We start from the raw sequence: 24444 nt of genomic DNA on the forward strand, positions 1-24444 counted from the left end.
CATGACCGCGACCAGCCCCCGCCGACTGCATCTCAACGCCTTCCTGATGAACGCCGGCCACCACGACGCCGCCTGGCGCCACCCGCGCACCCAGCCCGAACGGGTCACCGAGCTGGCCTACTTCCAACAGCTCGCCCGGACCGCCGAGCGCGGGCTGCTCGACTCGGTCTTCCTCGCCGACGGTCTCGCCCTGTGGGGGAACGCCCGCTACAACGCGCTGGGCGGCTTCGAACCGCTCACGCTGCTGTCCGCGCTGGCGGCGGTCACCGAGCACGTCGGACTGATCGCCACCGTCTCCACGACCTTCAACGAGCCCTTCCACACCGCCCGCTGGTTCGCCTCCCTGGACCACATCAGCGGCGGCCGGGCCGGCTGGAACATCGTCACCTCCGGCACCGTGAACGAGGCCCGCAACTTCGGTCAGGACGAGCACCTGGAGCACCGGCTCCGCTACGAGCGGGCCCGGGAGTTCGTCGAGGTCACCACCAAGCTCTGGGACAGCTGGGAGGACGACGCGATCCTGCTCGACCGGGAGCGCGGCATCTACGCGGACACCGACCGGGTACGGGAGATCAACCACCGCGGGGAGCACTTCGGGGTGCGGGGTCCGCTGAACGTTCCGCGCAGTCCGCAGGGCCACCCGCTCCTGGTGCAGGCCGGTTCGTCGGAGGACGGCAAGGAGTTCGCCGCCCAGTACGCCGAGGCCGTCTTCACCGCCCAGCAGACGCTCGCCGACGGCCAGGACTTCTACAAGAACCTCAAGTCCCGGCTCGCCGGCCACGGCCGCGGCGAGGACCAGCTGCTGGTGCTCCCGGGCATCGCCCCCGTCATCGGGTCGACCGAGGCCGAGGCGCGCGCGCTGGAGCAGGAGCTCACGGAGCTGCAGATCCCCGAGTACGGGCTCGCCCAGCTGTCCGGAATGCTCGGAACGGACCTGACGGGGCTGCCCCTGGACGGGCCCCTGCCCGAGCTGCCCGAGGAGCGGGACATCAACGGCAACAAGAGCCGTTTCACGCTCGTCGCCGAACTCGCCCGACGCGACGGCCTGAGCGTGCGCCAGCTCATCGCCCGCCTCGGCGGCGGACGTGGCCACCGCGTCTTCGCCGGCACACCGGAGCAGATGGCCGACGAGCTCGAGGAGTGGTTCACCCAGGGCGCCGCCGACGGTTTCAACATCATGCCGCCTCATCTGCCGGGAGGGCTTGAGGACTTCGTCGACCACGTCGTGCCGATCCTGCAGCGCCGCGGCCTGTTCCGTACGGAGTACACGGGCCGCACCCTGCGCGAGCACTACGGACTGGCCCGCCCCGCCAACCGGCTGGCGGCGGCAGCGGCGGAAGGGGACACCCGGTGACCGGGCTCGATCTCACGGCGGACGTCCTGGTCGTCGGCGGTGGCCCGGCGGCGACGTGGGCGGCGCTCAAGGCGGCGCAGGCCGGGGCGGACGTGGTCCTCGCTGACAAGGGCTACTGCGGCACGAGCGGCGCCACCGCCTCGAGCGGCACCGGAGTCTGGTACGTCCCGCCGGAACCCGCCGCGCGCGAGGCGGCCATGGCGAGCCGGGAGGCGCTGGGCGGGTTCCTGGCCGACCGGCGCTGGATGGCGCGGGTGCTGGACCGGACGTACGCGGGCATGAACGAACTGGCGGTGGCCGGCCGCTATCCCTTCCCGACCGGGCCGGACGGAAGGCAGCTCAGGAACGGCCTGCAGGGGCCGGAGTACATGCGCAGGATGCGCATCCGCGTCCAGCGGGCCGGTGCGCGCGTCCTCGACCACAGCCCGGTGACCGAGCTGCTCACGGACCCGTCCGGGGCGGTGGCCGGGGCCAGGGGTCACCGGCGCCAGGCCGGGGAGCCGTACCGGGTGCGCGCCGGAGCGGTCGTCCTGGCCACCGGGGGCTGCGCGTTCCTCAGCGGCGCGCTGGGCTGCAACGTCAACACCGGCGACGGTGCGCTGTTCGCCGCCGAGGCGGGCGCGGAGCTGTCCGGCATGGAGTTCTCCAACGCGTACGGCATCGCGCCCGAGGGCACCTCCGTCACCAAGACCGCGTTCTACTCCTTCGCGACCTTCTACCGCGAGGACGGCTCGGTCCTGGAGGGTGCGGCCAGCCAGGGCGGCAGGTCCGTGATCGCGAGGACGCTGCTCAGCGAGAAGGTGTACTGCCGCCTGGACCGGGCGGACCCGGCCGCCCGGCAGGCGATGCGGCTGGCCCAGCCGAACTTCTTCCTCACCTTCGACCGGCTCGGCATCGACCCCTTCACCCAGCGTTTCGCCGTCACGCTGCTGGCCGAGGGCACCGTGCGCGGCACCGGCGGCATCCGCGTCACCGGCGACGACTGCTCCACCACCGTTCCGGGGCTGTACGCGGCCGGGGACGCGGCCTCCCGTGAGGCGATCTGCGGCGGCTTCACCGGGGGCGGCAGCCACAACGCCGCGTGGGCCATCTCCTCGGGCTCCTGGGCGGGGGAGGGCGCGGCCCGCCACGCGTTCTCCCTGGGGAGCCTCTTCCCGGCACGCCGGGCGGTCCCCCTGGGCGGGGCCGGGATCCGGCCCACGGGCAGGCCGGGAACGGCCGGCGGCTTCCGTGACGTCGTCAGCGCCGTCCAGGCCGAAGTGCTGCCCTACGAGAAGAACTACCTGCGCCACGGCGAGCGGCTCACCGCGTCCCTGCGGGTGCTCGACGGCCTCTGGCAGGAGCTGCGCGCGAGCCTGCACGCGGAAGGCGGGGACGTCGTACGGGCCCGGCAGGCGTCGGCGATGGCGGCCCACGCCCGCTGGATGTACACCGCGGCGCTCGCCCGCACCGAGAGCCGCGGCATGGCCAGGCGACTCGACTTCCCGGCGCAGGATCCGCGGCAGCACCACCGCATCGTCACCGGCGGCCTCGACCGGGTGTGGACCCGGCCCGAGCCTCTGACCCCCCTGACGGACAGACCACTGGAGGTGGCCTCGTGATCGAACTGGTCTCGGCGGAACGCTGTATCACCTGCGACAAGTGCATCAAGGTCTGCCCCACCGACGTCTTCGACCGGGGCGAGGACGGCGTCCCGGTGCTCGCCCGCCGCGACGACTGCCAGACCTGCTTCCAGTGCGAGGCGAACTGCCCGGTCGACGCCCTGTACGTCGCGCCGCAGACCCGCCCGCTGCTCGACGACCCGGGCGCCCGGGACGAGGAGCAGCTGGCCCGTACCGGACTGCTCGGCAGCTATCGCCGGCACATCGGCTGGGGACACGGCCGCACGCCCGGCGCACTGCGGGCCGTCGGCCCTCCCCTCGGCCCGCCGGGGGCGGACCGCCCCTCACCACCCATCACCTCCTGACCGAACACCCCCGAAAGGAACCGCACATGACCACCAGCACCGGCTTCGACGTCCGCAGGACCGGAGGCCGTATCGGCGCGGAGATCCACGGTGTGGACCTCCGCGCCGACCTCGACCCCGCCGTCGTCTCCGAGATCAACTCGGCGCTCCTGGAACACAAGGCCCTCGTCTTCCGGGACCAGCAGCTCGACGAGGCGGGTCAGCTCCGCTTCGCGTCCCTCTTCGGCGAGCTCACCACGGCGCACCCGACCGTGCCGTCCGTCGACGGCCGGCCCCAGATCCTGCCCGTGGACGGCGACGAGGGCATCCGCGCCAACACCTGGCACACGGACGTCACCTTCGTCCGCACACCGCCGAAGGCGTCCACGCTGCGCAGCATCGTGGTCCCGCCCTACGGCGGGAACACCCTCATCGCCAACTCGGGCGCCGCCTACCGGGATCTGCCCGAGCCCCTGCGCGAGCTGGCCCACAGGCTGTGGGCGGTGCACACGAACGCGTACGACTACGCCGCCCCCGCCGCCCCGGCGAGCGAGAAGGCGGCCGAGCACCGCAAGCAGTTCGTCTCCCGGAAGTACCGCACCGCCCACCCGGTCGTCCGGGTGCACCCCGAGACCGGGGAACGCGGACTGTTCATCGGCGGCTTCGCCCAGAGCATCATCGGCCTCGGCTCCTCGGAATCCCGCGACCTGCTGCGCATCTTCCAGTCGTACGTCACCCGTCCCGAGAACATCCTGCGCGTGGTGTGGCAGCCCGGCGACCTCGTCCTGTTCGACAACCGCATCACTCAGCACTACGCCCCCGACGACTACGGCGACCTGCCGCGGCTGCTGCACCGGGTGACCGTCGCGGGCGATGTCCCGGCCGGCGTGGACGGCACGCTCAGCCACATCATCGAGGGCGACGACGCCGCCCACTACACCCCGGCGGCAGCATGATCCCTCCGAGAGCGTCCCGCCGGTCGGGCCGGAGCCCGGTGTCCTGCCACCGGACGCCGGCGGCTCCGGAGGAGCGGCTGACCGCCGTCCGGGGTGCGTAGCACGGCGCCGACGGCCGGCCGGGCGCGCTCAGCGCCCGGCCGGCACACCCTCCGCGCCGCGCGGGATCCGTTCGTCCGCGTCGGCCAGCAGGAGGAAGACGGGCGGCAGACCGAGCTCCAGCACGGTCAGGGCGATCTGGAACCCGTGCGGCAGGCCGTGCACGGCGAGCGAGAGGAGCCGGCCCACGCCGCCCAGCAGGAGGACACCGGCCAGCCATCGCACCGCCCGGGCCGGGATCGGACGCTGTCGCGCGGCCCAGAGCCACGCGAGGCCGTAGCCGGCGAAGGCCGCCCCCATGAAGCGGCCCCAGCTGTCGACCGTCGCGCCGGCGGAACCGGCACCGGGGATCGCCGCGTTGCCGAGTACCACGTGGAGCAGGCCGATCGCCACGCAGCTCCAGCCCATCACCTGCGCGAGTGCGCGTAAGGCCCTGGCCATGTTCCCTCCCAGCAGTCGGACACGCCAAGTTGACATGTGTCTACCAAGGTGACGCGCCAGTAGACACATGTCAACTAAGATGCGTGCGTGCCTCCCCGCAAACGCCTCGCTCCCGCCGACCGCCGCGCCCAACTCCTCGACGTCGGCGCGCGGTTCTTCGCCTCGCATCCGTACGCCGAGGTACTGATGGAGGACGTCGCCCAACAGGCGGGCGTCTCCAGGGCCCTGCTGTACCGTCACTTCCCCAGCAAACAGGCCCTCTTCGCGGCCGTGTACCAGCAGGCGGCGGACCGGCTCCTCGCCGAGACACGGCTCGACCCGGCCGACTCCCTGGTGGACCAGCTCAATCAGGGCATGGACGTCCATCTGGACTACTTCGTGGCCAACCGCCACGCCGTCCTCGCCGCCAACCGGGTCCTCGCGGGCGATCCCGTGATCCAGACGATCATGACGAACGAGCTGGACGCCCTGCGCGCGCGGCTGCTGGCCGTCCTGCCCCTCGCGGACGAGGGCACCCGTGAGGCCGTATCGGGCGTCCTGAAGGGCTGGCTGGTCTTCGTCCAGGTCCTGACCGTCGACTGGCTCACCCGCGAGACCTGCACCCGCACCCGGTTGCGCGACGTCTGCGTCGGGGCGGTCCTCGGCGCCCTGCGCCCGCTGCTCGCCGAGGACCCCGCCCCCGACCGGCCGGCCCCGGGACCCGGCACGCCCCGCGGGTGACGGACCCCGCTCAGCCCTCGTCCGCCGCCGGGCGGAGCGCCGCCAGCGCCGCGAGGGTCAGTTCCAGGGCGAAGGGGTAGCCGCTGTCGCGCATGTCGGCGGCGAGCAGCGGGAAGGTCGCGGCGACATGCGGGTGGGTGTCGGCCGACAGCCTGCCGTAGACCTCGTGCCAGACCGCCTCGTCGGCCTCCCTGGCGGCCTTCGGCAGCGCCAGCGCGGCGGCGTCCTGGGCGGCGAAGGCCAGGGCCTGGTCGACGAAGGCGTGGTAGGCGCGGACGGCGAGGGCGTCGGGGAAGCCCGCGGAGCGGAGGATGCCGAGGATCCGCTCGACGGCCCGGGTCTCGTGGGGGCGCCCCGTGGTGCGGTACGCGCCGAGGACGGCCGCCTGCGGGTGGGTGAGATAGCACGCGTGGATCCGCAGGCCCATCGAGCGCAGGTCCTCCCGCCAGTCCCCGGTCGCCCGCCAGCCCTCCTGCGCCCTGCCGATCATCTCGTCCGCGAGGGCGAGGAGGAGGGCGTCGGTGTTGTGGAAGTAGCGGTAGAGCGCGCTCGGGTCGGCGCCGAGCGCGGCGCCCAGCCTCCGCACGGAGAGCGCTTCGGCGCCGTGCTGGGCGACCAGCCGGAGCGCCGTCTCGACGATGAGCTGCTCCGAGAGGACGGCGCCCTGCTTCGTGGGCCTCCGGCGCTGCCGCCTGGCTTCGGGAACGACACGTTCGGACATGGCCGGGACCTTACGTCAACACCATTGACGTGTAAACGGCCTTGCCGCTTCCATGGCGCCACCGCCCGTCGTCTCACGCTCCTGGAGTTTCGAATGGCCAAGGCCGATCTGGTCTTCACCCGTGGCCCCGTCCTCACGGTGGACCCGGCCCGCACCCGGGCGACCTCGCTCGCCGTCGTCGGCGACAGGATCGCCGCCGTGGGCCACGACGAGGTGCGGGAACTCGTGGGCCCCGGCACCGAGGTGGTCGACCTGACGGGAAAGCTGCTGATCCCCGGCTTCCAGGACGCCCACATGCACCCGGTCTTCGCCGGCGTGGAGCTGGCCGAGTGCGATCTGACCGAGACGGTCGGCGTCGACGACTACCTGGCGCTGGTCCGCGCCTACGCCGACGCGCACCCCGACCGCGCGTGGATCACCGGGGGCGGCTGGTCGATGGAGAGCTTCGAGGGCGGGCTGCCGACCCGGCAGCTGCTCGACTCCGTCGTCCCGGACCGTCCGGTCCTGCTGTCCAACCGGGACCACCACGGCGCCTGGGCCAACACGCGGGCGCTCGAACTGGCCGGGGTCACCGCCGCCACCCCCGATCCCGCCGACGGCCGGATCGAGCGCGAGCCGGACGGCACGCCCAGCGGCATGCTCCAGGAGGGCGCCACCGCGCTGGTCGGCCGGCTGCTGCCGGCCACCACACCGGCGGAACTCCTCGCCGGGCTGCTGCGGGCCCAGAAGCTGCTGCACTCCCTCGGCATCACCGGCTGGCAGGACGCGATGCTCGGTGAGCTCCACGGCCGGCCCGACCCCTCGGACGCGTACGTGACCGCGGCGGGGGACGGCTCGCTCACCGCCCGGGTGACCGGGGCGCTCTGGTGGGACCGGGCGCGGGGGGCCGAGCAGATCCCCGAACTGCTGGCGCGGCGCGAGAAGCTGGGTACCGGACGGTTCCGCGCGGGCTCGGTGAAGATCATGCAGGACGGCGTCGCGGAGAACTTCACCGCCGCCATGACCTCCCCCTATCTGGACGGCTGCGGCTGCGCCACGGCCAACAGCGGTCTGAGTTTCGTCGACCCCGGGGCGCTGCGCGGATACGTGACGGAGCTCGACGCCCTCGGCTTCCAGGTGCACTTCCACGCCCTGGGCGACCGGGCCGTGCGCGAGGCCCTGGACGCGATCGAGGCGGCGGTGGCGTTCAACGGGCACCGCGGCAACCGCCACCACCTCGCCCATCTCCAGGTCGTCCACCCGGACGATCTCACCCGCTTCGCCGCGCTCGGCGCCCTGGCCAACATCCAGCCCCTGTGGGCGGCCCACGAGCCCCAGATGGACGAGCTGACCATCCCGTTCCTGGGACCGGAGCGCGCCGCCTGGCAGTACCCGTTCGGCGACCTGGTGCGCGCCGGCGCCACCCTCGTCGCCGGCAGCGACTGGCCGGTGAGCAGCCCCGATCCGATCGCGGGCATCCACGTGGCCGTGAACCGCCGGGATCCCGAAGCCGACCACGACCGGGTCTTCTACCCCGAGCAGCGGCTCGACCTGCCGACGGCTCTGGCCGCCTACACGGCCGGCGCCGCCCATGTGAACGGTCACGACGACGCGGGCAGCCTGCGCGTCGGCAACCTCGCCGACCTGGTCGTGCTGGACCGCGACATCCTGACGGCGCCCGCGGAGGAGATCGCGGAGGCCCGGGTGGAGCGGACCTATGTCGCCGGCCGGCTCGTGCACGCGGGCTGAGGGGGCCGGACCGATGACGCCCGTACGTCGAGGCGGGTCGGGACGAGCACCCCCGGCAGCTCCCGGGCACCGTCCTCCAGGACCGCCACCAGGCGTGCGACGCCCGCCTCCGCGATCGCCTCGGGCCGCAGGCTCAGGGTGGTCACCGGCGGCTCGGTGTGCTCGGCGGTGACATCCTCGCTCACACAGACGAGGAGCAGGTCGCCGGGGACGTCGCGGCCGAGGCGGCGCACCGCGTCGAGGACGAGGGGCGGACTCGCCTCGGCCACGACGAGGAGGGCGTCGGGCCGTGCCCCGTCGGCCGCCGGGTCGCCCGCGAGGGCGGTCTCGACGGCGCGGACGACGGCCGGGTTGCCCGGAGCCCCGACGCGGACGACCCGTTCCGGCACGCCGCGATCCGCGCACCACGCGCGGTGTGCGGCGAACACCTCGGTGTGGAAGCGGGTGGTGCTGTCCGGCACCACGAGGACGGGTCGGCGGGCGCCCTGTTCGCGGACGTGGTCGAGGGCCTCGCGCACGGCGCCGCCGGCGTCCACGTCCACCCAGTACGCCCCGGGCCGCCCCTCGACGGAGCGGTCGCTGAACACGGGGATCCGGGCGGCGAGGAGGTCGTCGACGATCCGGTCGTCGGCCACCGGGTCGGCGACGATCACCGCGTCCAGCGCCAGGTCCGCCCACTCGCTCTGCAGGGAGCCGGCGGGCAGCAGCACCATGGCGTAGCCGCGTCGCAACGACGTCGCCGCGGTGGCGGCGGTCAGCCGGGCGAAGTACGGCGACTCCAGGAAGGCCCAGGGGGCGTCGGCGAACTCCCCGACCACGTATCCGATCAACCGGGCACGTCCCGCGCGCAGCCGGCGCGCGGTGGCGTTGGGCCGGTAGCCCATTCTGCGCGCGGTCTCACGGGCCTTCTCCCGCACTTCGGGGGAGAGCCTTCCGGTGCCGTTCAGTGCCGCCGAGACGGTCGTCTTGGAGAGGCCCGCCTCGCGGGCCACGTCGACGAGGCGGACGCGCGGGAGGGGCGGCGAGGGCTGCCCGCCGTACGGTGAGGCTTCGGTCATGTGACTGATGCTGCCACCCTCGCGACCTTTGCAAAACCGTTCCCGCAGAGCCTTGTGCGGGAACGTTCCCGCATCAATACTCGCTCCATCCTCCAGCGCCCGTCACTACACCCGTAAAGGGGTGGGTCTGCATGCGCATGTCCAGAACCATCGCGCTTCTCGTCTGTAGCGCCGCTCTCGCGGCCACCACCGGCGCCTGTTCCGGCGCGACGACGCCTCAGCACGCCGCCGGCGGCGGCGCGGACTTCAAGGTCACTCCGCTCTCACCGCCCGCGCAGGGCCCGCTGAAGTCCTTCACCTGGTCCCTGTACGCCGAGCCCTACACGCTCGACTACGCCCTCGCGTACGACTACCCCCCGAACACGGTGCTCGCCAACGTCTGCGAGCAGCTCCTGCGGGTCACGCCCGACATGCGGATCGAGCCGGGCCTCGCGGTGAAGTACGAACGCCCCGACCCGCGCACGCTCGTCTACACCCTGCGCCCCGGAGTGAAGTTCCACGACGGCACGACCATGACCGCCGACGACGTGGTCGCCTCCCTCGAACGCCAGAGGGACCCGAGGACCGGTTCCCCCTGGGGCTCGGCGTTCAAGTACGTCGACGCCGTCGAGAAGACCGGTCCGCTGGAGGTGACGCTCCGGCTGAGCAAGCCCGACATCCTGCTCAACGAGCTGATGGCCGCCTCCCCCGGCACCATCGAGAGCGCCGCCACCCTGGCCGAGGCCGGCAAGGACTACGGCACCCCCAAGGGCAAGGTCAACTGCACCGGTCCGTACGCCCTCGACACCTGGACCCAGGGTGCCGAGATCACCCTGAAGAAGCACGGCGCCTACTGGGACCCGAAGCTCGCCCCCAGGACGGACACCGTGAGGTTCACCTTCATCGAGGACCCGGCCGCCCGCACCAACGCCTTCCTCTCCGGCACCGCCGACGGCGGCTACATGGTGGCCCCCGCCTCGATCGGGCAGCTCCGCTCCGGCGGCAAGGGCACCGTTCTCTTCGGCCCCAACACCGCCGCGTCGAATCTCGCCGTGCTCGACTTCCGCGGCCCGCTCGGCAACCTGAAGGTCCGCAAGGCCCTCTCCCTGGCCCTCGACCGGAAGAACATCATCAAGGCCGCGGCCGGCGGCATCGGCGTCCCCGCCAAGGCCCCCGCCGCGCGCGGCGCGTGGGCGCTCGCGCCGGAGAAGACCGCCGCGCTCCACGACACCCTGCCCGAGCCCGTCCACGACGTCGCGGCCGCGAAGAAGCTCGTCCAGGAGTCCGGTGCCACCGGCCGCAGGATCACCCTGGCCACCAGCACGCTCGCGCCCGAGATCAGCGTCGTCGCCAACGCCGTGCAGGCCGCCGGGCGGGAGATCGGCCTGGACGTCGAGCTGAAGTCCGTTCCCCCCGAGGCGTACAGCAGCATCTTCGTCGACCCGGAGGCGCGCGCCGGCCTCGACCTGGTCATCACCAACGGCTACGACAACACGCCCGACCCGCTGGAGTTCTACCAGTACCTGCGCACGGGCGACTTCGGGAACTACGGCAACTGGTCGAACACCGAGTTCGACCTCGCCTTCGACCGGGCCAACGCCGAACCGGACCCGGCGGTCCGGGCCGAGCGGACGGCCGTGCTCCAGGGGATCGCGATGCGCGAACTGCCCGTCATCCCGCTCTACGAGGCGCCCTACGTGGTCTTCCTCGGCAAGCGCGTGACCGGCGCCCCGACCGGGATCGCCCAGCTCTACTACCCGTGGGCCGCGACGATCGGGGCCGCGGCCGGATGACCCGCTACCTCATCGGACGGATCCTCGGCCTGGCGGCGGTGCTGTTCGCGACCTCCGTCGTGGTCTTCGGCAGCGTCCACCTGGCCCCCGGCGACCCGGTGTCGTTCCTGCTCCACGGCCGCCCCGCGACCCCCGAGGCCGTGGCGGCCCTGCGCTCCCAGTACCACCTGGACGACCCGCTGGCCGTGCAGTACGCGAAGTGGCTCGGCGGTGTCCTCCGGGGCGACTTCGGCAGCTCCGCCCAGTTCCACCAGGACGTCACCGCGCTCATCGGCTCCCGGCTGCCCGGCACGGCCCTGCTCGTCGGGTACGCGGCACTGCTCGTCGCCCTCGTCGGCGTGGCGGCCGGAGTCCTCGCCGCGCTGCGCCCCGGACCGCTGGACCGGGCGGTGCTCCTCGGGAGCGGCGTCGCCACGGCCACCCCGTCGTTCGTGACCGCGATCGCGCTCGTGTCGCTGTTCTCGGTCCGGCTGGGCTGGTTCCCCGGGCCCGGCGGCACACCGGCCGGGTTCACCGACCGGCTGTACCACCTGACCCTGCCGGCCTTCGCCCTGGCACTGACCTTCGCGGGTCTCCTCGCCCGGGTCACCCGCTCGGCGATGCTCGACGAACTCGGCCGCGAACACGTGGAGGTGGCACGCGCCCGCGGCGTCCCCTGGTGGACCGTGGTCCGTCGGCACGTGCTGCGCAACGCGCTCGGCCCGGTCGTCACCGTCGGCGGCACGATGCTCGCCGGACTCCTCATCGGCACCTCGATCGTCGAGACGGCCTTCGACGTGCCCGGCCTCGGCTCCCTGCTCGTGCAGTCGGTCACCGCCAAGGACTTCGCCGTCGTGCAGGCCATCACCCTGCTCAGCGTGGGCGCGTTCGTCCTCGTCAACCTCGCCGTCGACCTGCTCGTCCCCCTCATCGACCCCCGGCTGTCCCTCCACGGGGAAGGCTCCTCATGACCACGACCGCGCCTTCGGAGCCCGCCGTCCTGCACCGCAGGCCCGGGCTGCGGCGCCTGCGCCTCGCCGGCCAGGGCCCGTTGTTCACCGCCTCGGTCGCGGTGCTCGCCGCGCTCGTCCTGATCGCCGTGCTCGCCCCCGTCCTCGCTCCGTACGACCCCGAGGCCCTGGACCTCGCGGCGAGCCTGGCCGGGACCACCGGCGAGCACCTGCTCGGCACCGACCAGTCCGGGCGGGACATCCTGTCGCGGCTGATGCACGGAGCCCGCACCGGGCTGCTCGGACCGCTGCTCGTCGTCGGCGTCTCCACCCTGCTGGGCACCCTGCTCGGCGTGGTGGCGGCCTGGCGCGGCGGCTGGGCGGACTCGGTCCTGTCCCGCTCGATGGACATGGTCTTCGCGATCCCCGGACTGCTGCTCGCGATCCTGCTCGTCTCGGTCGTCGGCTCCGGGATGACCGCGCCCGTGATCGCGATGGCCGTGGCCTACACCCCGTACGTGGGCCGCCTGGTGCGCGGCATCGCGCGCCAGGAGAAGGCCCGCCCGTACATCGAGTCCTACCGGGTGCAGGGCTGGTCCGGCTGGACCGTGTGCCTGCGCCACCTGCTGCCGAACATCGCCCCCACCGTCTTCGCCCAGTCCGCGATGAACTTCGGTTACGCGCTGATGGACCTGGCGGCCCTGTCCTACCTCGGCTTCGGTGTGCAGCCGCCGACCGCCGACTGGGGCGCCATGATCAACGAGGGCCAGTCGGCCGTCCAGCAGGGGGCGATGCTGCCCGCCCTCGCGCCCTCCGCGTGCATCGTGCTCGCCGTGGTGGCGTTCGGCATCGTCGGCGAGGGGCTCGCCGACCGGATCGCGAGGCGGGAACGGTGAACAGCATGAAGAAGCCGCAGGATCCGCGGGACCTGACGGCCGCGGCCGCGATCCCGGCCGGGGACACGAGTCCCGGCCCGGACACGCGTCCGCTCCTGGAGATCGACGGACTCGGGGTCCGGTTGCCCGGCGACCGGGCCGCGCGGCCGATCCTGGACGGGGTCGGCCTGCGGGTACGGCCCGGGGAGAGCGTCGGGCTCGTCGGCGAGTCCGGCTCCGGCAAGTCGGTGGCCTGCCGCAGCGTCCTCGGACTGCTGCCCGCGGGCGCGCACACCAGCGGCGAGGTCCGGGTCGCCGGCCGGGACGTGCTCGCGATGAGCCGTGCGGAGCTGGCCGCGCTGCGGGCCCGGCAGGTCGCGATGGTCTTCCAGGACCCGCGTTCCTCCGTGAACCCGCTGCGCCGCGTCGGGGACTTCCTCACCGAAGGACTGCGCGCGGCCGGCACCCCCGCCGCCGCGGCGACCGCGCGGGCCCTCGAACTCCTCGCGGCGGTCGGCATCCGGGACGCGCGCGGCGCCCTGCGACGCCGGCCGCACGAGTTCTCCGGCGGCATGCTGCAGCGGGTGGTCATCGCCGCGGCGCTCGCCGCCGAGCCCGCGCTGATCGTCGCCGACGAGCCGACCACGGCCCTGGACGTCACGACCCAGGCCGAGATCGTCGGCCTCCTCGACCGGCTGCGGGTCGAGCGCGGCGCGGGCCTGCTCTTCGTCACCCACGACCTCGAACTGGCCGCCGCCGTCTGCGACCGGGTGTACGTGATGTACGCCGGCCGGATCGTGGAGACCCGGGGCACCGACGAGTTGTTCGACCGGCCGCGGCACCCGTACACCGCGGGGCTGCTCGCCTGCACGCCGAGCATCGCGGCGGACACACCGGCGCCCCGGCCCATCCCCGGGCGTCCCGTCTCCCTGGCCGAGGCGCCGCCGGGGTGCGCCTTCGCCGCGCGCTGCGCCCACGCGGTGCCGCGCTGCTCCGAGGAGAAGCCCGTACTCGCCCGGCACGGCGACGGACTCGCCGCCTGCCACCGCGCCGACGAAGGGATCACGCTGTGACCGCCGCAGCGAAGGAGACACGGCTCACCGAGGGGCCGGTCGTCGAGGGACTGGTCGTCGAGGGGTTGCGGAAACGGTACGGGGACCACGCGGCGGTCGACGACGTGTCCTTCTCCCTGGCGCCCGGGGCCTCCCTCGCCATCGTCGGGGAGTCCGGCAGCGGCAAGACCACGACGGTGCGGATGCTCGTCGGCCTGGAGCGCCCCGACGGCGGGACCGTCCGCCTGGACGGCCGGGACCGCTCCACGCGGCCGCGGGGCAGGGCGGAACGGCTGGCCAGGGCCCGGGAGATCCAGATGGTCTTCCAGGATCCGTACCTCTCGCTCGATCCCCGGGTGACCGTCTCCGGATGCCTGGACGAGGTGCTCCGGCTCCACACGGATCTCGACGCGCCGGGGCGCGCCACCCGGGTCGCCGCGCTCCTGGACCAGGTCGGCCTCGGCGCCCGCGAGGCCGCCGCGCTCCCCCGCGCCCTCTCGGGCGGCCAGCGGCAGCGCGTGGCGATCGCCCGCGCCCTCGCCGTCGAGCCCCGGGTCCTCGTCCTCGACGAGGCGGTCGCCGCACTCGACGTGTCGATCCAGGCGCAGATCCTCGAACTCCTCGGCGCGATCCGCCGCGAGTCGGGAATCGGCTACCTCTTCGTCACGCACGACCTGGCGGTGGTCCGGCACATCGCCGACGAGGTCCTCGTCCTCAGGTCCGGTCGCGTCGTGGAGTCGGGCCCGGTCGCCCGGGTCCTGGGCTCCCCGGAACACCCGTACACCCGCCTCCTGCTGGACTCGGTGCCCCGCCGCGGCCGGATCCCCGGGGGCGGGTGACGGGCGGCACGACCTCCTCGGGGCCCGGCGTCCTCATGATCTCCCGGACGGCGGGTCCCCGGGCTCCGCACCGGGGCCGCCCGCCTCGAGACGGCGTCGCACCTCGTCGGCCATCGGGTTCCCGAGGGACTCGAGGATCGCGACCGCCTCGGTCCGGGCCTCCCGGGCCTCGTCCGTCCGACCAACGGCGGCGAGCTGTTCGGCGAGGCCGTCCAGCGAGCGGGCCAGCCCGAGCAGGTCCCCGACGCGCCGTCGTACGTCGACGGCCCGTCCGTACCAGCCCATCGCCTCATCGGTCCGGCCGATCGTCCGGCAGACGTCGCCCAGTCCGTGCAGCGACTTGGCCTCGGTCGGTAGATCGGCCGCGGCCCGCGCACCGGCGAGAGCCCGCTCGTACTCCTCGTACGCCGCGGTGGGCCGGCCGAGGGCGAGACTCGACGCAGCCATCTCGGTCCGCGTGATCGACTCACCCCGCCGGTCGCCGTTGCTCTGGTGGATCGGGAGTGCCTCCCGCTGGCGTTCCAGGGCTTCCTCGTGGCGTCCCATGAGGCGCAGCGTCCACGCGATGTTGTAGATGCTGGTCGCCTGCCAACGGCTGTCGCCGATGGCCCGGCTGATGGCCAGCGCCTCGGTGAGGTGGCGCATGGCGTCCTCGTAGCGACCCATGTCCGACTCCGCCCCCGCGACACAGATGAGACTCCAGGTCTCGGCCCACTGGTCGCGCAGGCGGCGGGTGGCCTGGACGGCGGTGTCCGACAGCGCCCGCCGGTAGGCGTCGTGCCGGCGCAGCCGCAGGAAGTACACCAGCGCCACCGGCAGCTTCCACGCCACGTCGTCCAGGCCGAGTTGCACCGCCTGGCCCACGGCCGGTACCAGGCTCGGCAGTTCGGAGTCGCACCACGCGAGTGCTGCCTCAGGCCCCGGAAACGGCGCGGCCTCGCCGTCCGCGCGGTGTTCGAGTGGTACGTGCTGACGCTCGGGGACCAGCACACGGTCCGCGGCGTCCGCCATCCGCAGATAGTGGGACAGCTCGCGGCCCAGCGCTTCGGCCCGGACCTCGTCGGTCTCCTCCACCGCGACCCGTTCCCGGGCGTAGTCCCGGAGCAGGTCGTGGTAGCCGTACCGTCTCGGTCCCGACACCTCCAGCATGTTCACCGCCACGAGACTGTGCAGAACCCGGCGGGCCTCCGGTACGGGAAGATCGATCAGAGCGGCGGCCGTCGACAGGGAGAAGTCCGGCCCGGCATGCAGGGCGAGCAGCCGGAAGGCCCTGGCGCCGGCGGGTGGAAGCTGCTGATAGGACCACGAGAACACAGTGCGCACTCCGCTTCGCTCGTCCGACATGGACAGCGATTCCAGCCGGCGGCCGTCACCGTCCAGTTCCTCGATCAGCTCTTCCAGACTCGTGCCGGAGCCCGCCTGCTGGGCGGCGATCCGGACCGTGAGCGGGAGGCGGCCGCAGCGCCGCACCAGCCGGGTCACCTCGTCGCCGTCCTCACCGTCGTCGTCGCCCGAGAGCCTGCGGAACAGCTCCACCGCCTGTGGCGTGTCCAGCGGCCTGATCTGCACGGGCGTGGCACCGTCCACGGCGGTCAGGCCGCCGAGCCGGTCCCGGCTCGTGACGATCGTGAAGCAACCGGGCGCGGACGGGAGCAGCGGCCGCACCTGGTCGGCGCTGCCCGCGTTGTCCGCGATCAGGAGCACCCGCTTCCCGTCGAGCAGGGAGCGGAAGAGCGCGGACATGGCGTCCAGCGAGCCCGGCATCCGGTCCGCCGGCGCGCCCAGGGCCGAGAGGAATCCGTGGAGGACCTCCTCGGGCGCGAGGGGTGCGAGCACGTCGTAGCCCCTCAGGTTCGCGTAGAGCTGGCCGTCCGGGTACCGGTCCCTCGCCTGCTGTCCCCAGTGGACGGCGAGTGCGCTCTTGCCCACTCCCGCCGGCCCCGAGACCGTGGCGACCCCGTTCGTCGTCGTGGCGACCGTGCTGAGGGCGGCCATGACGTCCGATCGGTCGGTGAAACAGGTCGCGGCCCGGGGCAGTTGCCTCGGCACCGGCAGAGCCGGCTCCCGGAGGTCGTCCCCGCGCCCGTGGACGCCGCCGTAGATGACCCCGGCCTGCACCACATGGGTGGCGCGGCCGGCGAAGGTGTTGCTCTCACCGTCCGCGCTCACGTGGACGACCCCGCCCTTCGTGCTCCGGGCGCACGGCCGGGAGCCGGCACCGGGACCGGGGCGGCGGACAGCCGGTCGATGGCGGTACGCAGACCGGCCAGGAACCGCGCTCCGGCCGGGGCCGTCCCGGCCTCGGCCGCGAGCGTGTCCACCACGGCGTCGGCCCGGTTCAGCGAGCGGCGGAAGGCCGCGGCGGCGTCGGCCGACCGGAACCGGTCCCGCCCGCGGGACCGCGTCCCGTCGCGTGGGGGCGCACCGGCACGCGCCCGCCAGAGTTCCGCCAGGGCGACCTGTGCGTAGGCGCCGTGGAGCGCTTCCCCCGGCGATACGGGGGCGGTCCGCCACGGCACGGGGAGGGAAGCGGGTCCGTCCGTGTCGAAGAAGACGTACGCGTCCGTCAGCGCGTCGAGTTTGGCGCTCTGGAAGTGCCGGAGCAGCGCGGCTGCCGTGTCGCTGGTTCTCGTGGGCGTCGCCAGGGCCAGTGCACCGAACGGCGCCCGCCCGCGGAGGGCGGGGAGATGCGGTTCTGCCGGCATCGGCCGCAGGGGGACCACGACCCGGGATGCCGCCCGTAACGGGGCGGCGTAGGCGGGAACCAACAGGCTCAGCTCGCGGCCTGCCCGGCTGAGGGCGATCTGCCAGGCCGTCCACTGCCGTGGGGAGAGCCGATCGAGGGCGATGCCGTCGTACGGGACGACGGCTCCGGCGGGCGGGGCGCGGTACGGGTCGAGGTCGTCCAGGGCGACGGGCAGCCAGGGTGTGATCAGCCGTCTGATCCGGATCCAGCCGTGGGGCGGCCCGCTCCTCCCCCGGACGGTCACCTCGGTCGTGTGTTCCGCCTGGTCCACCCGTACCGCGCCGAGGCCGGGCAGGTGCGCCAGCCCGTTCCGCACGGGGAGGGGCAGTTGTGTGGTGACTCCGGCATGCCAGGCGACGGCCGCCGCGACGCCGGCGATGTGCGCCCGGTCGCGCAGCCTGTCCGCCGTGCCGCCCTGGGGGTCGTCCCCCGCGCCTCCGGACGCTTCACGGCGAAGGCGGTCCTTCGCCCACGTCCGGACGAACGGGTGGCGGAGGACCTCCGCGGTCTCGGCCGGGTGGCTGCCGTCCAGCTCCACGAGAAGCTGCCGGCCGGCGGCGGCCACCACCGCCAGGTCCGACGAGCTGTCGTGGCACGGGTCCAGCCCCGCGACCAGGGCCCTGGTCAGCGACAGCTGCATGTCCGCGAGGGCCTTCGTCCCCTGGACCGTCCCCGCTCCCGAGGCGAAGGCGTCGAAGGCGCCGTCCGGCAGCCGATGAACGTGCGGCGGGGCAGGATCGGTGGGGCGCGGAACCGCGATCCCCCGCATCCGCGCCGCCGGGATCTCCGACGCGAGCCGCTTCAGATCGGCGCAGTAGACGGAGGGATTGTCGAATCCGTTGCCGGGCCGGAAACGGTGGGCGTAGAGGCCGCCCCCGCAAATGCGGACCACCGGGCAGGCGAGGCAGGTGGCACACAGGCCCGCGTATCCCTCGTTGCGGGCGGCGACCCCGGGATGGCGGGCGAGGTCGTCCACGCTGTGCGTGAAGACGGACATGCCGGTCGCGGGAGCGCCGTCGTAGGCCGTCTTGAGGGAGTCGGCCTGCTCCCACGATCCGTCGGTGTCCACGACCGCGAGGGCGACGGGCCGGAGACCCACGGCCTCGCTGCCGCTCGCACCGCCCCAGGCAGCCGACGCGAGAGCGTCGAACAGGCGGATCGGCACGGGCCGGCCGTCGGCGATCCAGCGTGCGTGGATGCGGCCCAGCCAGGAGGCGTACGGCGTGGGGACGTCGCTCGGCCGGGGCGGCGGGTGCGCCCAGGTCGCGTGCGGCAGCAGGAAGTCGAGGCGGGGCGGTGCCTGCTCCATCAGGGCCTCGAACACGCTGATCGGGTCGTTCGCGACGTCGACCGTGCAGAGGAGCCCTCCGTACAGGGGGCGGAACTCCTCACGGCGCAGCAGGGCCAGGCCACGCAGCACCGCCGCATGGCTACTGCGCCCGCTCGCGTAGCGACGGTGCCGGTCGTTCGCGGCCCGGTCGCCGTCGAGCGAGACGCCCGCCTGCACCCCCGATTCGGCGAAGAGTTCGAGGAACGCCGGATCGAGCCGCACACCGTTGGTCTGGATGTGCAGGCTGAGCCGGACGACGCCGTCCAGGACGCCACGGAGCGTGTGGATCAGCTCGCGCAGTCGTACGACGCCGAGAAGCAGCGGCTCGCCTCCGTGGAGGGTGATGCGCACCGTGGGGATCGCATGCCTTCCCACGTGTTCCGCGATGCGCTGGGCCACCCGCTGTGCGACGGCCGGACTCATGGTGCGGGGTTTCGCCCGCCAGCTCTGGTCCGCGTGCTCGTACACGTAGCAGTGGTCGCAGGCGAGATCGCAGGCGCCGTGGACCTTCAGGACGTACTGGTCGATGAGGGAAGGCACTCGTCCCCGCCGATTTCGGAGCTGAAGGCAGCCATTCGGGCGGGGAGCTCCGGGGTGACGACGCGGGTGCGGAATTCCGCGACCAGTCCCGCGTGATCCGTGAAGAGGCTTTCCAGTGAAATGTTCCTGAGGTCGGGAAGCGGACGCGCGAGAGGTTCGAGGTCGCTCATGGTCACCTTTTCCGCTGTGGCTGGAGATGACGGCCGATCGAGAGTGCTCAGGTCTGCGAAAACACGGCGCGGTGACAAGGGAACTGCCCGCAAGGGGAACAAGACGGCAGGGAGGTGTGCGAATCACCCCCCAGCCTTTCCAGGCTAGCATCGGGGCGTCCCGCTGTCCCTCGTCTCTCCCATCCCTGCCCGGGCAGCGCTGCCGTACACTCGGCCGCGTGCGCAGGGAAGGTGATCGAACATCACAGGTCGTGCTGCGGCCCGTCGTCGCGGCGGACGAGGAGAGATTCCTCGAACTGGCACGCGAAAGCGTGCAGTTCCACCACCCCTGGGTCGAACTGCCGGCCACGCAAAAGGTCTTCGCCTCCTACGTGAACCGATCCGACCAGGTGACCGCGGCCTGCATGGTGCTCACACGCAAGGACCAGGGCGACCTTGTGGGAATGATCAATATCAACGGCATCGTGCGCGGCCCCTATCAGCGAGGCATTCTCGGCTATGCCGTGTTCCTTCCCTATGCCGGCCGGGGATACATGACCGCCGGAGTGGCTCTGGCAGTCCACCATGTTTTCGGCGTCATGGGGCTGAACCGGTTGGAAGCCGACGTCCAGCCCGGGAACGACGCCTCCCTCGCACTCCTACGACGGCTCGGGTTCCGGAGGGAGGGCCTCTCGCCCGGCTTCATCAGGATCGCCGGCGTCTGGCGCGACCACGAGCGCTGGGCCATCACCTCGGACATGACGCTGCCACCGGTGCACGGGGGTGGGGACGCGGCATGAGCCGCCCCTGACCGTGACCGGGCGTGGGCCGCGCAGGCAGGACACGCCGGGCGATGCCCGGGCCGCGGCGCGCGGAATCACTCCATCGTCAGGCCGCCGTGGATCTCTCGTGTCTGCACGACGTTCTTGGCCTGACCGTGGAAGGAGTTGGCGACACCGCCGGACGCCGCCTGGTTCCACAGCGTCTCGCACTGCTGCCGGAACGACGGATCGCGCGTGAACTCCTCGTCCAGCGCGCTCGCGATCTCGTCCTCCGACTCCGGCACGACCGCGCGGCCCGCGAAGCGCTCCCGGACGCGCCGCCACAGTGCGGGCAGGGCAGCCCCAGTGGACTCACCCGCCCCGGTCGCGATCCCGGCCGCGAGTGCTCCGGCGATGGCGAGGGACAAGGGATCCATGGATGACCTCCACTCGGATGACACGCCCGACCATCATGGAGGCGCGGCCGCGCGCGCACCATAGGGCCTGCCGGCGGGGTGCCCCCGGCGCCCGCCGGTTCCGTGCGCCGTCCCGGGGGCGGCGAGGAGGCCGCGTGCGGCTCCCGTGGTCGGGGGTCCGCCGCCCCCGACGCGGTGACCCGCCGCCCGGGGGAACACGTCCGGTGACCGCCGCGCACCCGTGTCCACGTCGGGTCGGACCCGCGGGAGGAGCGGCCGCCCGGATCGCGCCCGGCGCCTTCCTTGTGCCATTCGAAGGCAGTCGGCCGCGATGATCCATGTCACTGTCGTCGGACCTTCAGAAGCCCTCTGGCAGCCCTTAGCGTTGCCGAAACGAGCCGGGCGGGACGCGGGCGAGTGAGTGCCGTACCCAGCGCGGCACGTACTCGCCGGCGACGTCGTCGTCCCTTGGCGCTCGTCACCGGCAAGGTGAAGGGATCAGGATGTTCCGCAAGGTGTTGGTAGCCAATCGCGGGGAGATCGCGATTCGCGCGTTCCGCGCAGGTTACGAAGTGGGTGCGCGGACGGTAGCCGTCTTCCCCCATGAGGACCGCAACTCGCTCCACCGACTCAAGGCTGACGAAGCATACGAAATCGGCGAGCCCGGACATCCGGTGCGTGCCTACCTCTCCGTGGAGGAGATCATCCGGGCGGCCCGCCTGGCCGGAGCCGACGCCGTCTACCCGGGTTACGGATTCCTCTCCGAGAACCCGGAACTGGCGCAGGCGTGCGAGGACGCCGGCATCACGTTCGTGGGCCCGAGCGTGCAGACCCTGGAGCTGACCGGCAACAAGGCCCGTGCCGTGGCCGCCGCCCGCGAGGCCGGGGTACCCGTGCTCGGCTCCTCGGCGCCCTCCACCGACGTGGACGAACTGATCGCGGCCGCCGAGGAGATCGGCTTCCCCGTGTTCGTCAAGGCCGTCGCCGGAGGCGGCGGCCGCGGCATGCGGCGCGTCGAGGACCCCGCGACCCTCCGGGAGTCCATCGAGGCGGCGGCCCGCGAGGCCGAGTCCGCCTTCGGCGACGCCACCGTCTTCCTGGAGAAGGCCGTCGTCGACCCCCGTCACATCGAGGTGCAGATCCTCGCCGACGGCGAGGGCAACGTCATCCACCTGTACGAGCGCGACTGCTCGGTGCAGCGGCGCCACCAGAAGGTGATCGAGCTCGCCCCGGCCCCGAACCTGGACCCGGAGCTGCGCCGCCGCATCTGCGACGACGCCGTGAACTTCGCCCGCCGCATCGGCTACCGCAACGCGGGCACCGTGGAGTTCCTGCTCGACCGCGACGGCAACCACGTCTTCATCGAGATGAACCCGCGCATCCAGGTCGAGCACACGGTGACCGAGGAGGTCACCGACATCGACCTGGTGCAGTCGCAGCTGCGCATCGCCGCCGGGGCGACCCTCGCCGACCTCGGTCTGACGCAGGACTCCGTCGTCCTGCGCGGCGCCGCGATGCAGTGCCGGATCACCACCGAGGACCCGGCGAACGGCTTCCGCCCCGACACCGGCATGATCAGCGCCTACCGCTCCCCGGGCGGCTCCGGCATCCGGCTCGACGGCGGCACCACGCACGCCGGTACGGAGGTCAGCGCCCACTTCGACTCGATGCTGGTCAAGCTGACCTGCCGGGGACGGGACTTCAGGACCGCCGTCGACCGCGCCCGGCGTGCGGTGGCCGAGTTCCGGATCCGGGGCGTGTCCACGAACATCCCGTTCCTGCAGGCGGTGCTCGACGACCCCGACTTCCAGGCCGGGAACGTCACGACGAGCTTCATCGAGGAGCGGCCGCACCTGCTGACCGCCCGCCACTCGGCGGACCGCGCGACGAAGCTGCTCACCTACCTCGCCGACGTCACGGTGAACAAGCCGCACGGCCCCCGGCCGGACCTCGTCTCCCCGGCGAGCAAGCTGCCCGCGCTGCCCGCCGGCGAGCCGGCCGCCGGCTCCCGGCAGCGGCTCCTCACGCTCGGCCCGGAGGGATTCGCGCGCAGCCTGCGCGAGTCTCCGACCATCGGCGTGACCGACACCACCTTCCGCGACGCCCACCAGTCGCTCCTCGCCACCCGCGTCCGGACCAAGGACCTGCTCGCCGTCGCGCCGACGGTCGCGCACACCCTGCCGCAGCTGCTGTCCCTCGAGTGCTGGGGCGGCGCCACCTACGACGTCGCGCTGCGCTTCCTCGCCGAGGACCCCTGGGAGCGCCTGGCCGCCCTGCGCGAGGCCGTGCCGAACATCTGCCTGCAGATGCTGCTGCGGGGACGCAACACCGTGGGGTACACGCCGTACCCGACCGAGGTGACCCACGCCTTCGTCGAGGAGGCCGCCGCCACCGGTATCGACATCTTCCGGATCTTCGACGCGCTCAACGACGTCGAGCAGATGCGGCCGGCCATCGACGCCGTGCGGGAGACGGGGACGGCGATCGCCGAGGTCGCCCTGTGCTACACGTCCGACCTCTCCGACCCCGCGGAGAAGCTCTACACGCTGGACTACTACCTGCGGCTGGCCGAGAAGATCGTCGACGCGGGTGCGCACGTGCTGGCGATCAAGGACATGGCCGGCCTGCTGCGCGCTCCCGCCGCGGCCACGCTGGTCTCCGCGCTGCGCAGGGAGTTCGACCTGCCGGTGCACCTCCACACCCACGACACCGCGGGCGGCCAGCTCGCCACCTACCTCGCCGCCGTCCAGGCCGGGGCGGACGCGGTGGACGGCGCGGTCGCCTCGATGGCCGGCACCACCTCGCAGCCGTCGCTGTCGGCGATCGTCGCCGCGACCGACCACTCCGAGCGGCCCACCGGCCTCGACCTGCAGGCGGTCGGCGACCTGGAGCCGTACTGGGAGAGCGTCCGCAAGATCTACGCGCCCTTCGAGGCGGGTCTGGACTCGCCGACCGGGCGCGTCTACCACCACGAGATCCCCGGCGGGCAGCTGTCCAACCTGCGCACGCAGGCCGTCGCGCTCGGCCTCGGCGACCGCTTCGAGGACATCGAGTCGACGTACGCCGCCGCGGACCGGATGCTCGGCCGGCTGGTGAAGGTCACGCCGTCGTCGAAGGTCGTGGGCGACCTCGCGCTGCACCTCGTGGGTGCCGGGGTGCCGCCCGAGGACTTCGAGGCGACCCCGAACCGCTTCGACATCCCCGACTCGGTCGTCGGCTTCCTGCACGGCGAGCTGGGCACGCCGCCCGGCGGCTGGCCGGAGCCGTTCCGCAGCAAGGCGCTGGAGGGGCGTGCCGGTCCGAAGCCGATGCAGGACCTGACCACGGAGGACCGCGCGGGGCTGGACAAGGACCGGCGCGCCACGCTGAACCGCCTGCTCTTCCCGGGGCCGACGAAGGCGTACGAGACGCACCGTCAGGCGTTCGGCGACACCAGCGTGCTCGACAGCAAGGACTTCTTCTACGGGCTGCGCCCGGGGAAGGAGTACACCGTGGACTTCGGGCCCGGCGTCCGGCTGCTCATCGAGCTGGAGGCCGTCGGCGAGGCCGACGAACGCGGTATGCGCACCGTCCTGTCCACCCTGAACGGCCAGTTGCGGCCGATCCAGGTGCGGGACAACGCGGCGGCCGCCGACCTCCCGGTGACCGAGAAGGCCGACAGGTCCAACCCGGGGCACGTCGCGGCGCCGTTCGCCGGTGCGGTCACGCTGGCCGTCGCCGAGGGCGACCAGGTCGAGGCCGGCGCGACGGTGGCGACGATCGAGGCGATGAAGATGGAGGCCGCGATCACCGCGCCGAGGAGCGGCCGGGTGTCCCGGCTGGCGATCGCCCGGATCCAGCAGGTGGAGGGTGGCGACCTGCTGGTCGAACTCGCGTGAGCCGGCGGCCGGGACACCGCCCCGGGTCCCGGCCGTCGCCCGTCAGGGGTGCGGGGTGTGCGGTGGTCGCACGCGCCCGCACCGCGCACGGCCGGACCGGGGCGCCCGGCCCGCGCCCCGCCCCGGCGTGCGCTC

The 24444-nt window shown here is 73.1% G+C and carries 20 protein-coding genes; 13 read left to right on the plus strand and 7 right to left on the minus strand.

All coding sequences use genetic code 11. From position 1 onward, the window contains the following. Position 1 precedes the first annotated feature (1 nt). From ACGFZF_RS33125 to ACGFZF_RS33140, 4 genes are read left to right on the plus strand one after another with little or no spacing between them, the layout of a single operon-like run. Positions 2–1354 carry an LLM class flavin-dependent oxidoreductase gene (locus ACGFZF_RS33125; protein ID WP_393560301.1) on the plus strand — a complete coding sequence of 451 codons (1353 nt, stop codon included), beginning with the start codon at positions 2–4 and terminating at the stop codon, positions 1352–1354. After that, positions 1351–2955, plus strand: a complete 1605-nt coding sequence (locus ACGFZF_RS33130; protein WP_393560303.1) for an FAD-dependent oxidoreductase — start codon at positions 1351–1353, stop codon at positions 2953–2955. The genes ACGFZF_RS33125 and ACGFZF_RS33130 overlap by 4 nt, the downstream gene beginning before the upstream one ends. Beyond that, entirely contained in the window at positions 2952–3320 is a 369-nt protein-coding gene (locus ACGFZF_RS33135; protein ID WP_393560305.1) for a 4Fe-4S dicluster domain-containing protein, read from the plus strand. Before ACGFZF_RS33130 ends, ACGFZF_RS33135 begins: the two co-directional genes overlap by 4 nt. 26 nt (positions 3321–3346) lie before the next feature. Further along, positions 3347–4255 carry a TauD/TfdA dioxygenase family protein gene (locus tag ACGFZF_RS33140; RefSeq protein WP_393560307.1) on the plus strand — a complete coding sequence of 303 codons (909 nt, stop codon included), beginning with the start codon at positions 3347–3349 and terminating at the stop codon, positions 4253–4255. Positions 4256–4384: 129 nt separating this feature from the next. Here ACGFZF_RS33140 and ACGFZF_RS33145 read toward each other — a convergent pair whose 3' ends face one another. Further along, positions 4385–4795, minus strand: a complete 411-nt coding sequence (locus tag ACGFZF_RS33145) for a DUF4345 domain-containing protein (RefSeq protein ID WP_393560309.1) — start codon at positions 4793–4795, stop codon at positions 4385–4387. A gap of 87 nt (positions 4796–4882) precedes the next feature. On the opposite strand from ACGFZF_RS33145, the gene ACGFZF_RS33150 reads away from it, so the two are divergent. Next, complete coding sequence (locus tag ACGFZF_RS33150; protein ID WP_393560311.1) at positions 4883–5515, plus strand: TetR/AcrR family transcriptional regulator; 633 nt, start codon at positions 4883–4885, stop codon at positions 5513–5515. A 10-nt stretch (positions 5516–5525) separates the two neighbouring features. Here ACGFZF_RS33150 and ACGFZF_RS33155 read toward each other — a convergent pair whose 3' ends face one another. After that, entirely contained in the window at positions 5526–6236 is a 711-nt protein-coding gene (locus tag ACGFZF_RS33155) for a TetR/AcrR family transcriptional regulator (RefSeq protein WP_393560313.1), read from the minus strand. A 93-nt stretch (positions 6237–6329) separates the two neighbouring features. Here ACGFZF_RS33155 and ACGFZF_RS33160 point away from each other — a divergent pair, with 93 nt between their 5' ends. After that, positions 6330–7964 carry an amidohydrolase gene (locus ACGFZF_RS33160; RefSeq protein WP_393560315.1) on the plus strand — a complete coding sequence of 545 codons (1635 nt, stop codon included), beginning with the start codon at positions 6330–6332 and terminating at the stop codon, positions 7962–7964. Here the strand turns inward: ACGFZF_RS33160 and ACGFZF_RS33165 are convergent. Further along, the gene (locus tag ACGFZF_RS33165) at positions 7931–9022 is read right to left on the minus strand and encodes a LacI family DNA-binding transcriptional regulator (protein ID WP_393560317.1); all 1092 of its coding nucleotides are present in this window, start codon (positions 9020–9022) and stop codon (positions 7931–7933) included. The genes ACGFZF_RS33160 and ACGFZF_RS33165 overlap by 34 nt on opposite strands. A gap of 131 nt (positions 9023–9153) precedes the next feature. Between ACGFZF_RS33165 and ACGFZF_RS33170 the strand changes: the two genes are divergently transcribed. Genes ACGFZF_RS33170 through ACGFZF_RS33190 form a run of 5 tightly spaced genes read left to right on the plus strand, consistent with a single transcriptional unit; the run spans position 9154 to position 14489 of the window. Further along, the gene (locus ACGFZF_RS33170) at positions 9154–10794 is read left to right on the plus strand and encodes an ABC transporter substrate-binding protein (RefSeq protein WP_393560319.1); all 1641 of its coding nucleotides are present in this window, start codon (positions 9154–9156) and stop codon (positions 10792–10794) included. After that, the gene (locus tag ACGFZF_RS33175) at positions 10791–11744 is read left to right on the plus strand and encodes an ABC transporter permease (RefSeq protein ID WP_393560321.1); all 954 of its coding nucleotides are present in this window, start codon (positions 10791–10793) and stop codon (positions 11742–11744) included. Before ACGFZF_RS33170 ends, ACGFZF_RS33175 begins: the two co-directional genes overlap by 4 nt. Continuing rightward, entirely contained in the window at positions 11741–12619 is an 879-nt protein-coding gene (locus ACGFZF_RS33180; protein WP_393560323.1) for an ABC transporter permease, read from the plus strand. The genes ACGFZF_RS33175 and ACGFZF_RS33180 overlap by 4 nt, the downstream gene beginning before the upstream one ends. A 5-nt stretch (positions 12620–12624) precedes the next feature. Continuing rightward, positions 12625–13671 (plus strand): ABC transporter ATP-binding protein, encoded by a 1047-nt coding sequence (locus ACGFZF_RS33185; protein ID WP_393560325.1) that lies wholly within the window; start codon positions 12625–12627, stop codon positions 13669–13671. Further along, positions 13668–14489 (plus strand): ABC transporter ATP-binding protein, encoded by an 822-nt coding sequence (locus ACGFZF_RS33190; protein ID WP_393560327.1) that lies wholly within the window; start codon positions 13668–13670, stop codon positions 14487–14489. The genes ACGFZF_RS33185 and ACGFZF_RS33190 overlap by 4 nt, the downstream gene beginning before the upstream one ends. 33 nt (positions 14490–14522) lie before the next feature. Here the strand turns inward: ACGFZF_RS33190 and ACGFZF_RS33195 are convergent, their stop codons facing one another. Genes ACGFZF_RS33195 through ACGFZF_RS33205 form a run of 3 tightly spaced genes read right to left on the minus strand, consistent with a single transcriptional unit; the run spans position 14523 to position 19275 of the window. Continuing rightward, positions 14523–16658: an ATP-binding protein gene (locus tag ACGFZF_RS33195; RefSeq protein ID WP_393560330.1), complete on the minus strand. Its 2136-nt coding sequence runs from the start codon at positions 16656–16658 to the stop codon at positions 14523–14525. After that, positions 16655–19105: an FxsB family cyclophane-forming radical SAM/SPASM peptide maturase gene (locus tag ACGFZF_RS33200; protein WP_393560332.1), complete on the minus strand. Its 2451-nt coding sequence runs from the start codon at positions 19103–19105 to the stop codon at positions 16655–16657. Before ACGFZF_RS33200 ends, ACGFZF_RS33195 begins: the two co-directional genes overlap by 4 nt. Continuing rightward, a complete protein-coding gene (locus ACGFZF_RS33205; protein ID WP_393560334.1) occupies positions 19075–19275 on the minus strand; it encodes a hypothetical protein in 201 nt (66 codons plus the stop codon). Before ACGFZF_RS33205 ends, ACGFZF_RS33200 begins: the two co-directional genes overlap by 31 nt. A gap of 218 nt (positions 19276–19493) precedes the next feature. Here ACGFZF_RS33205 and ACGFZF_RS33210 point away from each other — a divergent pair, with 218 nt between their 5' ends. Beyond that, positions 19494–20054 carry a GNAT family N-acetyltransferase gene (locus tag ACGFZF_RS33210; RefSeq protein WP_393560336.1) on the plus strand — a complete coding sequence of 187 codons (561 nt, stop codon included), beginning with the start codon at positions 19494–19496 and terminating at the stop codon, positions 20052–20054. A 77-nt stretch (positions 20055–20131) separates the two neighbouring features. Here the strand turns inward: ACGFZF_RS33210 and ACGFZF_RS33215 are convergent, their stop codons facing one another. Then, the gene (locus tag ACGFZF_RS33215) at positions 20132–20452 is read right to left on the minus strand and encodes a hypothetical protein (RefSeq protein WP_147979585.1); all 321 of its coding nucleotides are present in this window, start codon (positions 20450–20452) and stop codon (positions 20132–20134) included. Between the two features lie 482 nt (positions 20453–20934). Here ACGFZF_RS33215 and ACGFZF_RS33220 point away from each other — a divergent pair, with 482 nt between their 5' ends. Continuing rightward, positions 20935–24309 carry a pyruvate carboxylase gene (locus tag ACGFZF_RS33220; protein ID WP_393560338.1) on the plus strand — a complete coding sequence of 1125 codons (3375 nt, stop codon included), beginning with the start codon at positions 20935–20937 and terminating at the stop codon, positions 24307–24309. The last annotated feature ends 135 nt before the right edge of the window (positions 24310–24444 follow it).

This window comes from Streptomyces sp. NPDC048338 (assembly GCF_043201055.1).
In the GTDB taxonomy this organism is placed as follows: domain Bacteria; phylum Actinomycetota; class Actinomycetes; order Streptomycetales; family Streptomycetaceae; genus Streptomyces.

Excerpts from the sequence above, each read along its gene's own strand:
- ACGFZF_RS33205 (WP_393560334.1), bottom strand. The coding sequence starts at position 19,275 with ATGAGCGACCTCGAACCTCTCGCGCGTCCGCTTCCCGACCTCAGGAAC.
- ACGFZF_RS33175 (WP_393560321.1), top strand. The coding sequence starts at position 10,791 with ATGACCCGCTACCTCATCGGACGGATCCTCGGCCTGGCGGCGGTGCTG.
- ACGFZF_RS33155 (WP_393560313.1), bottom strand. The coding sequence starts at position 6,236 with ATGTCCGAACGTGTCGTTCCCGAAGCCAGGCGGCAGCGCCGGAGGCCC.
- ACGFZF_RS33180 (WP_393560323.1), top strand. The coding sequence starts at position 11,741 with ATGACCACGACCGCGCCTTCGGAGCCCGCCGTCCTGCACCGCAGGCCC.
- ACGFZF_RS33160 (WP_393560315.1), top strand. The coding sequence starts at position 6,330 with ATGGCCAAGGCCGATCTGGTCTTCACCCGTGGCCCCGTCCTCACGGTG.
- ACGFZF_RS33145 (WP_393560309.1), bottom strand. The coding sequence starts at position 4,795 with ATGGCCAGGGCCTTACGCGCACTCGCGCAGGTGATGGGCTGGAGCTGC.
- ACGFZF_RS33165 (WP_393560317.1), bottom strand. The coding sequence starts at position 9,022 with ATGACCGAAGCCTCACCGTACGGCGGGCAGCCCTCGCCGCCCCTCCCG.
- ACGFZF_RS33185 (WP_393560325.1), top strand. The coding sequence starts at position 12,625 with ATGAAGAAGCCGCAGGATCCGCGGGACCTGACGGCCGCGGCCGCGATC.
- ACGFZF_RS33215 (WP_147979585.1), bottom strand. The coding sequence starts at position 20,452 with ATGGATCCCTTGTCCCTCGCCATCGCCGGAGCACTCGCGGCCGGGATC.
- ACGFZF_RS33170 (WP_393560319.1), top strand. The coding sequence starts at position 9,154 with ATGCGCATGTCCAGAACCATCGCGCTTCTCGTCTGTAGCGCCGCTCTC.
- ACGFZF_RS33140 (WP_393560307.1), top strand. The coding sequence starts at position 3,347 with ATGACCACCAGCACCGGCTTCGACGTCCGCAGGACCGGAGGCCGTATC.
- ACGFZF_RS33220 (WP_393560338.1), top strand. The coding sequence starts at position 20,935 with ATGTTCCGCAAGGTGTTGGTAGCCAATCGCGGGGAGATCGCGATTCGC.
- ACGFZF_RS33125 (WP_393560301.1), top strand. The coding sequence starts at position 2 with ATGACCGCGACCAGCCCCCGCCGACTGCATCTCAACGCCTTCCTGATG.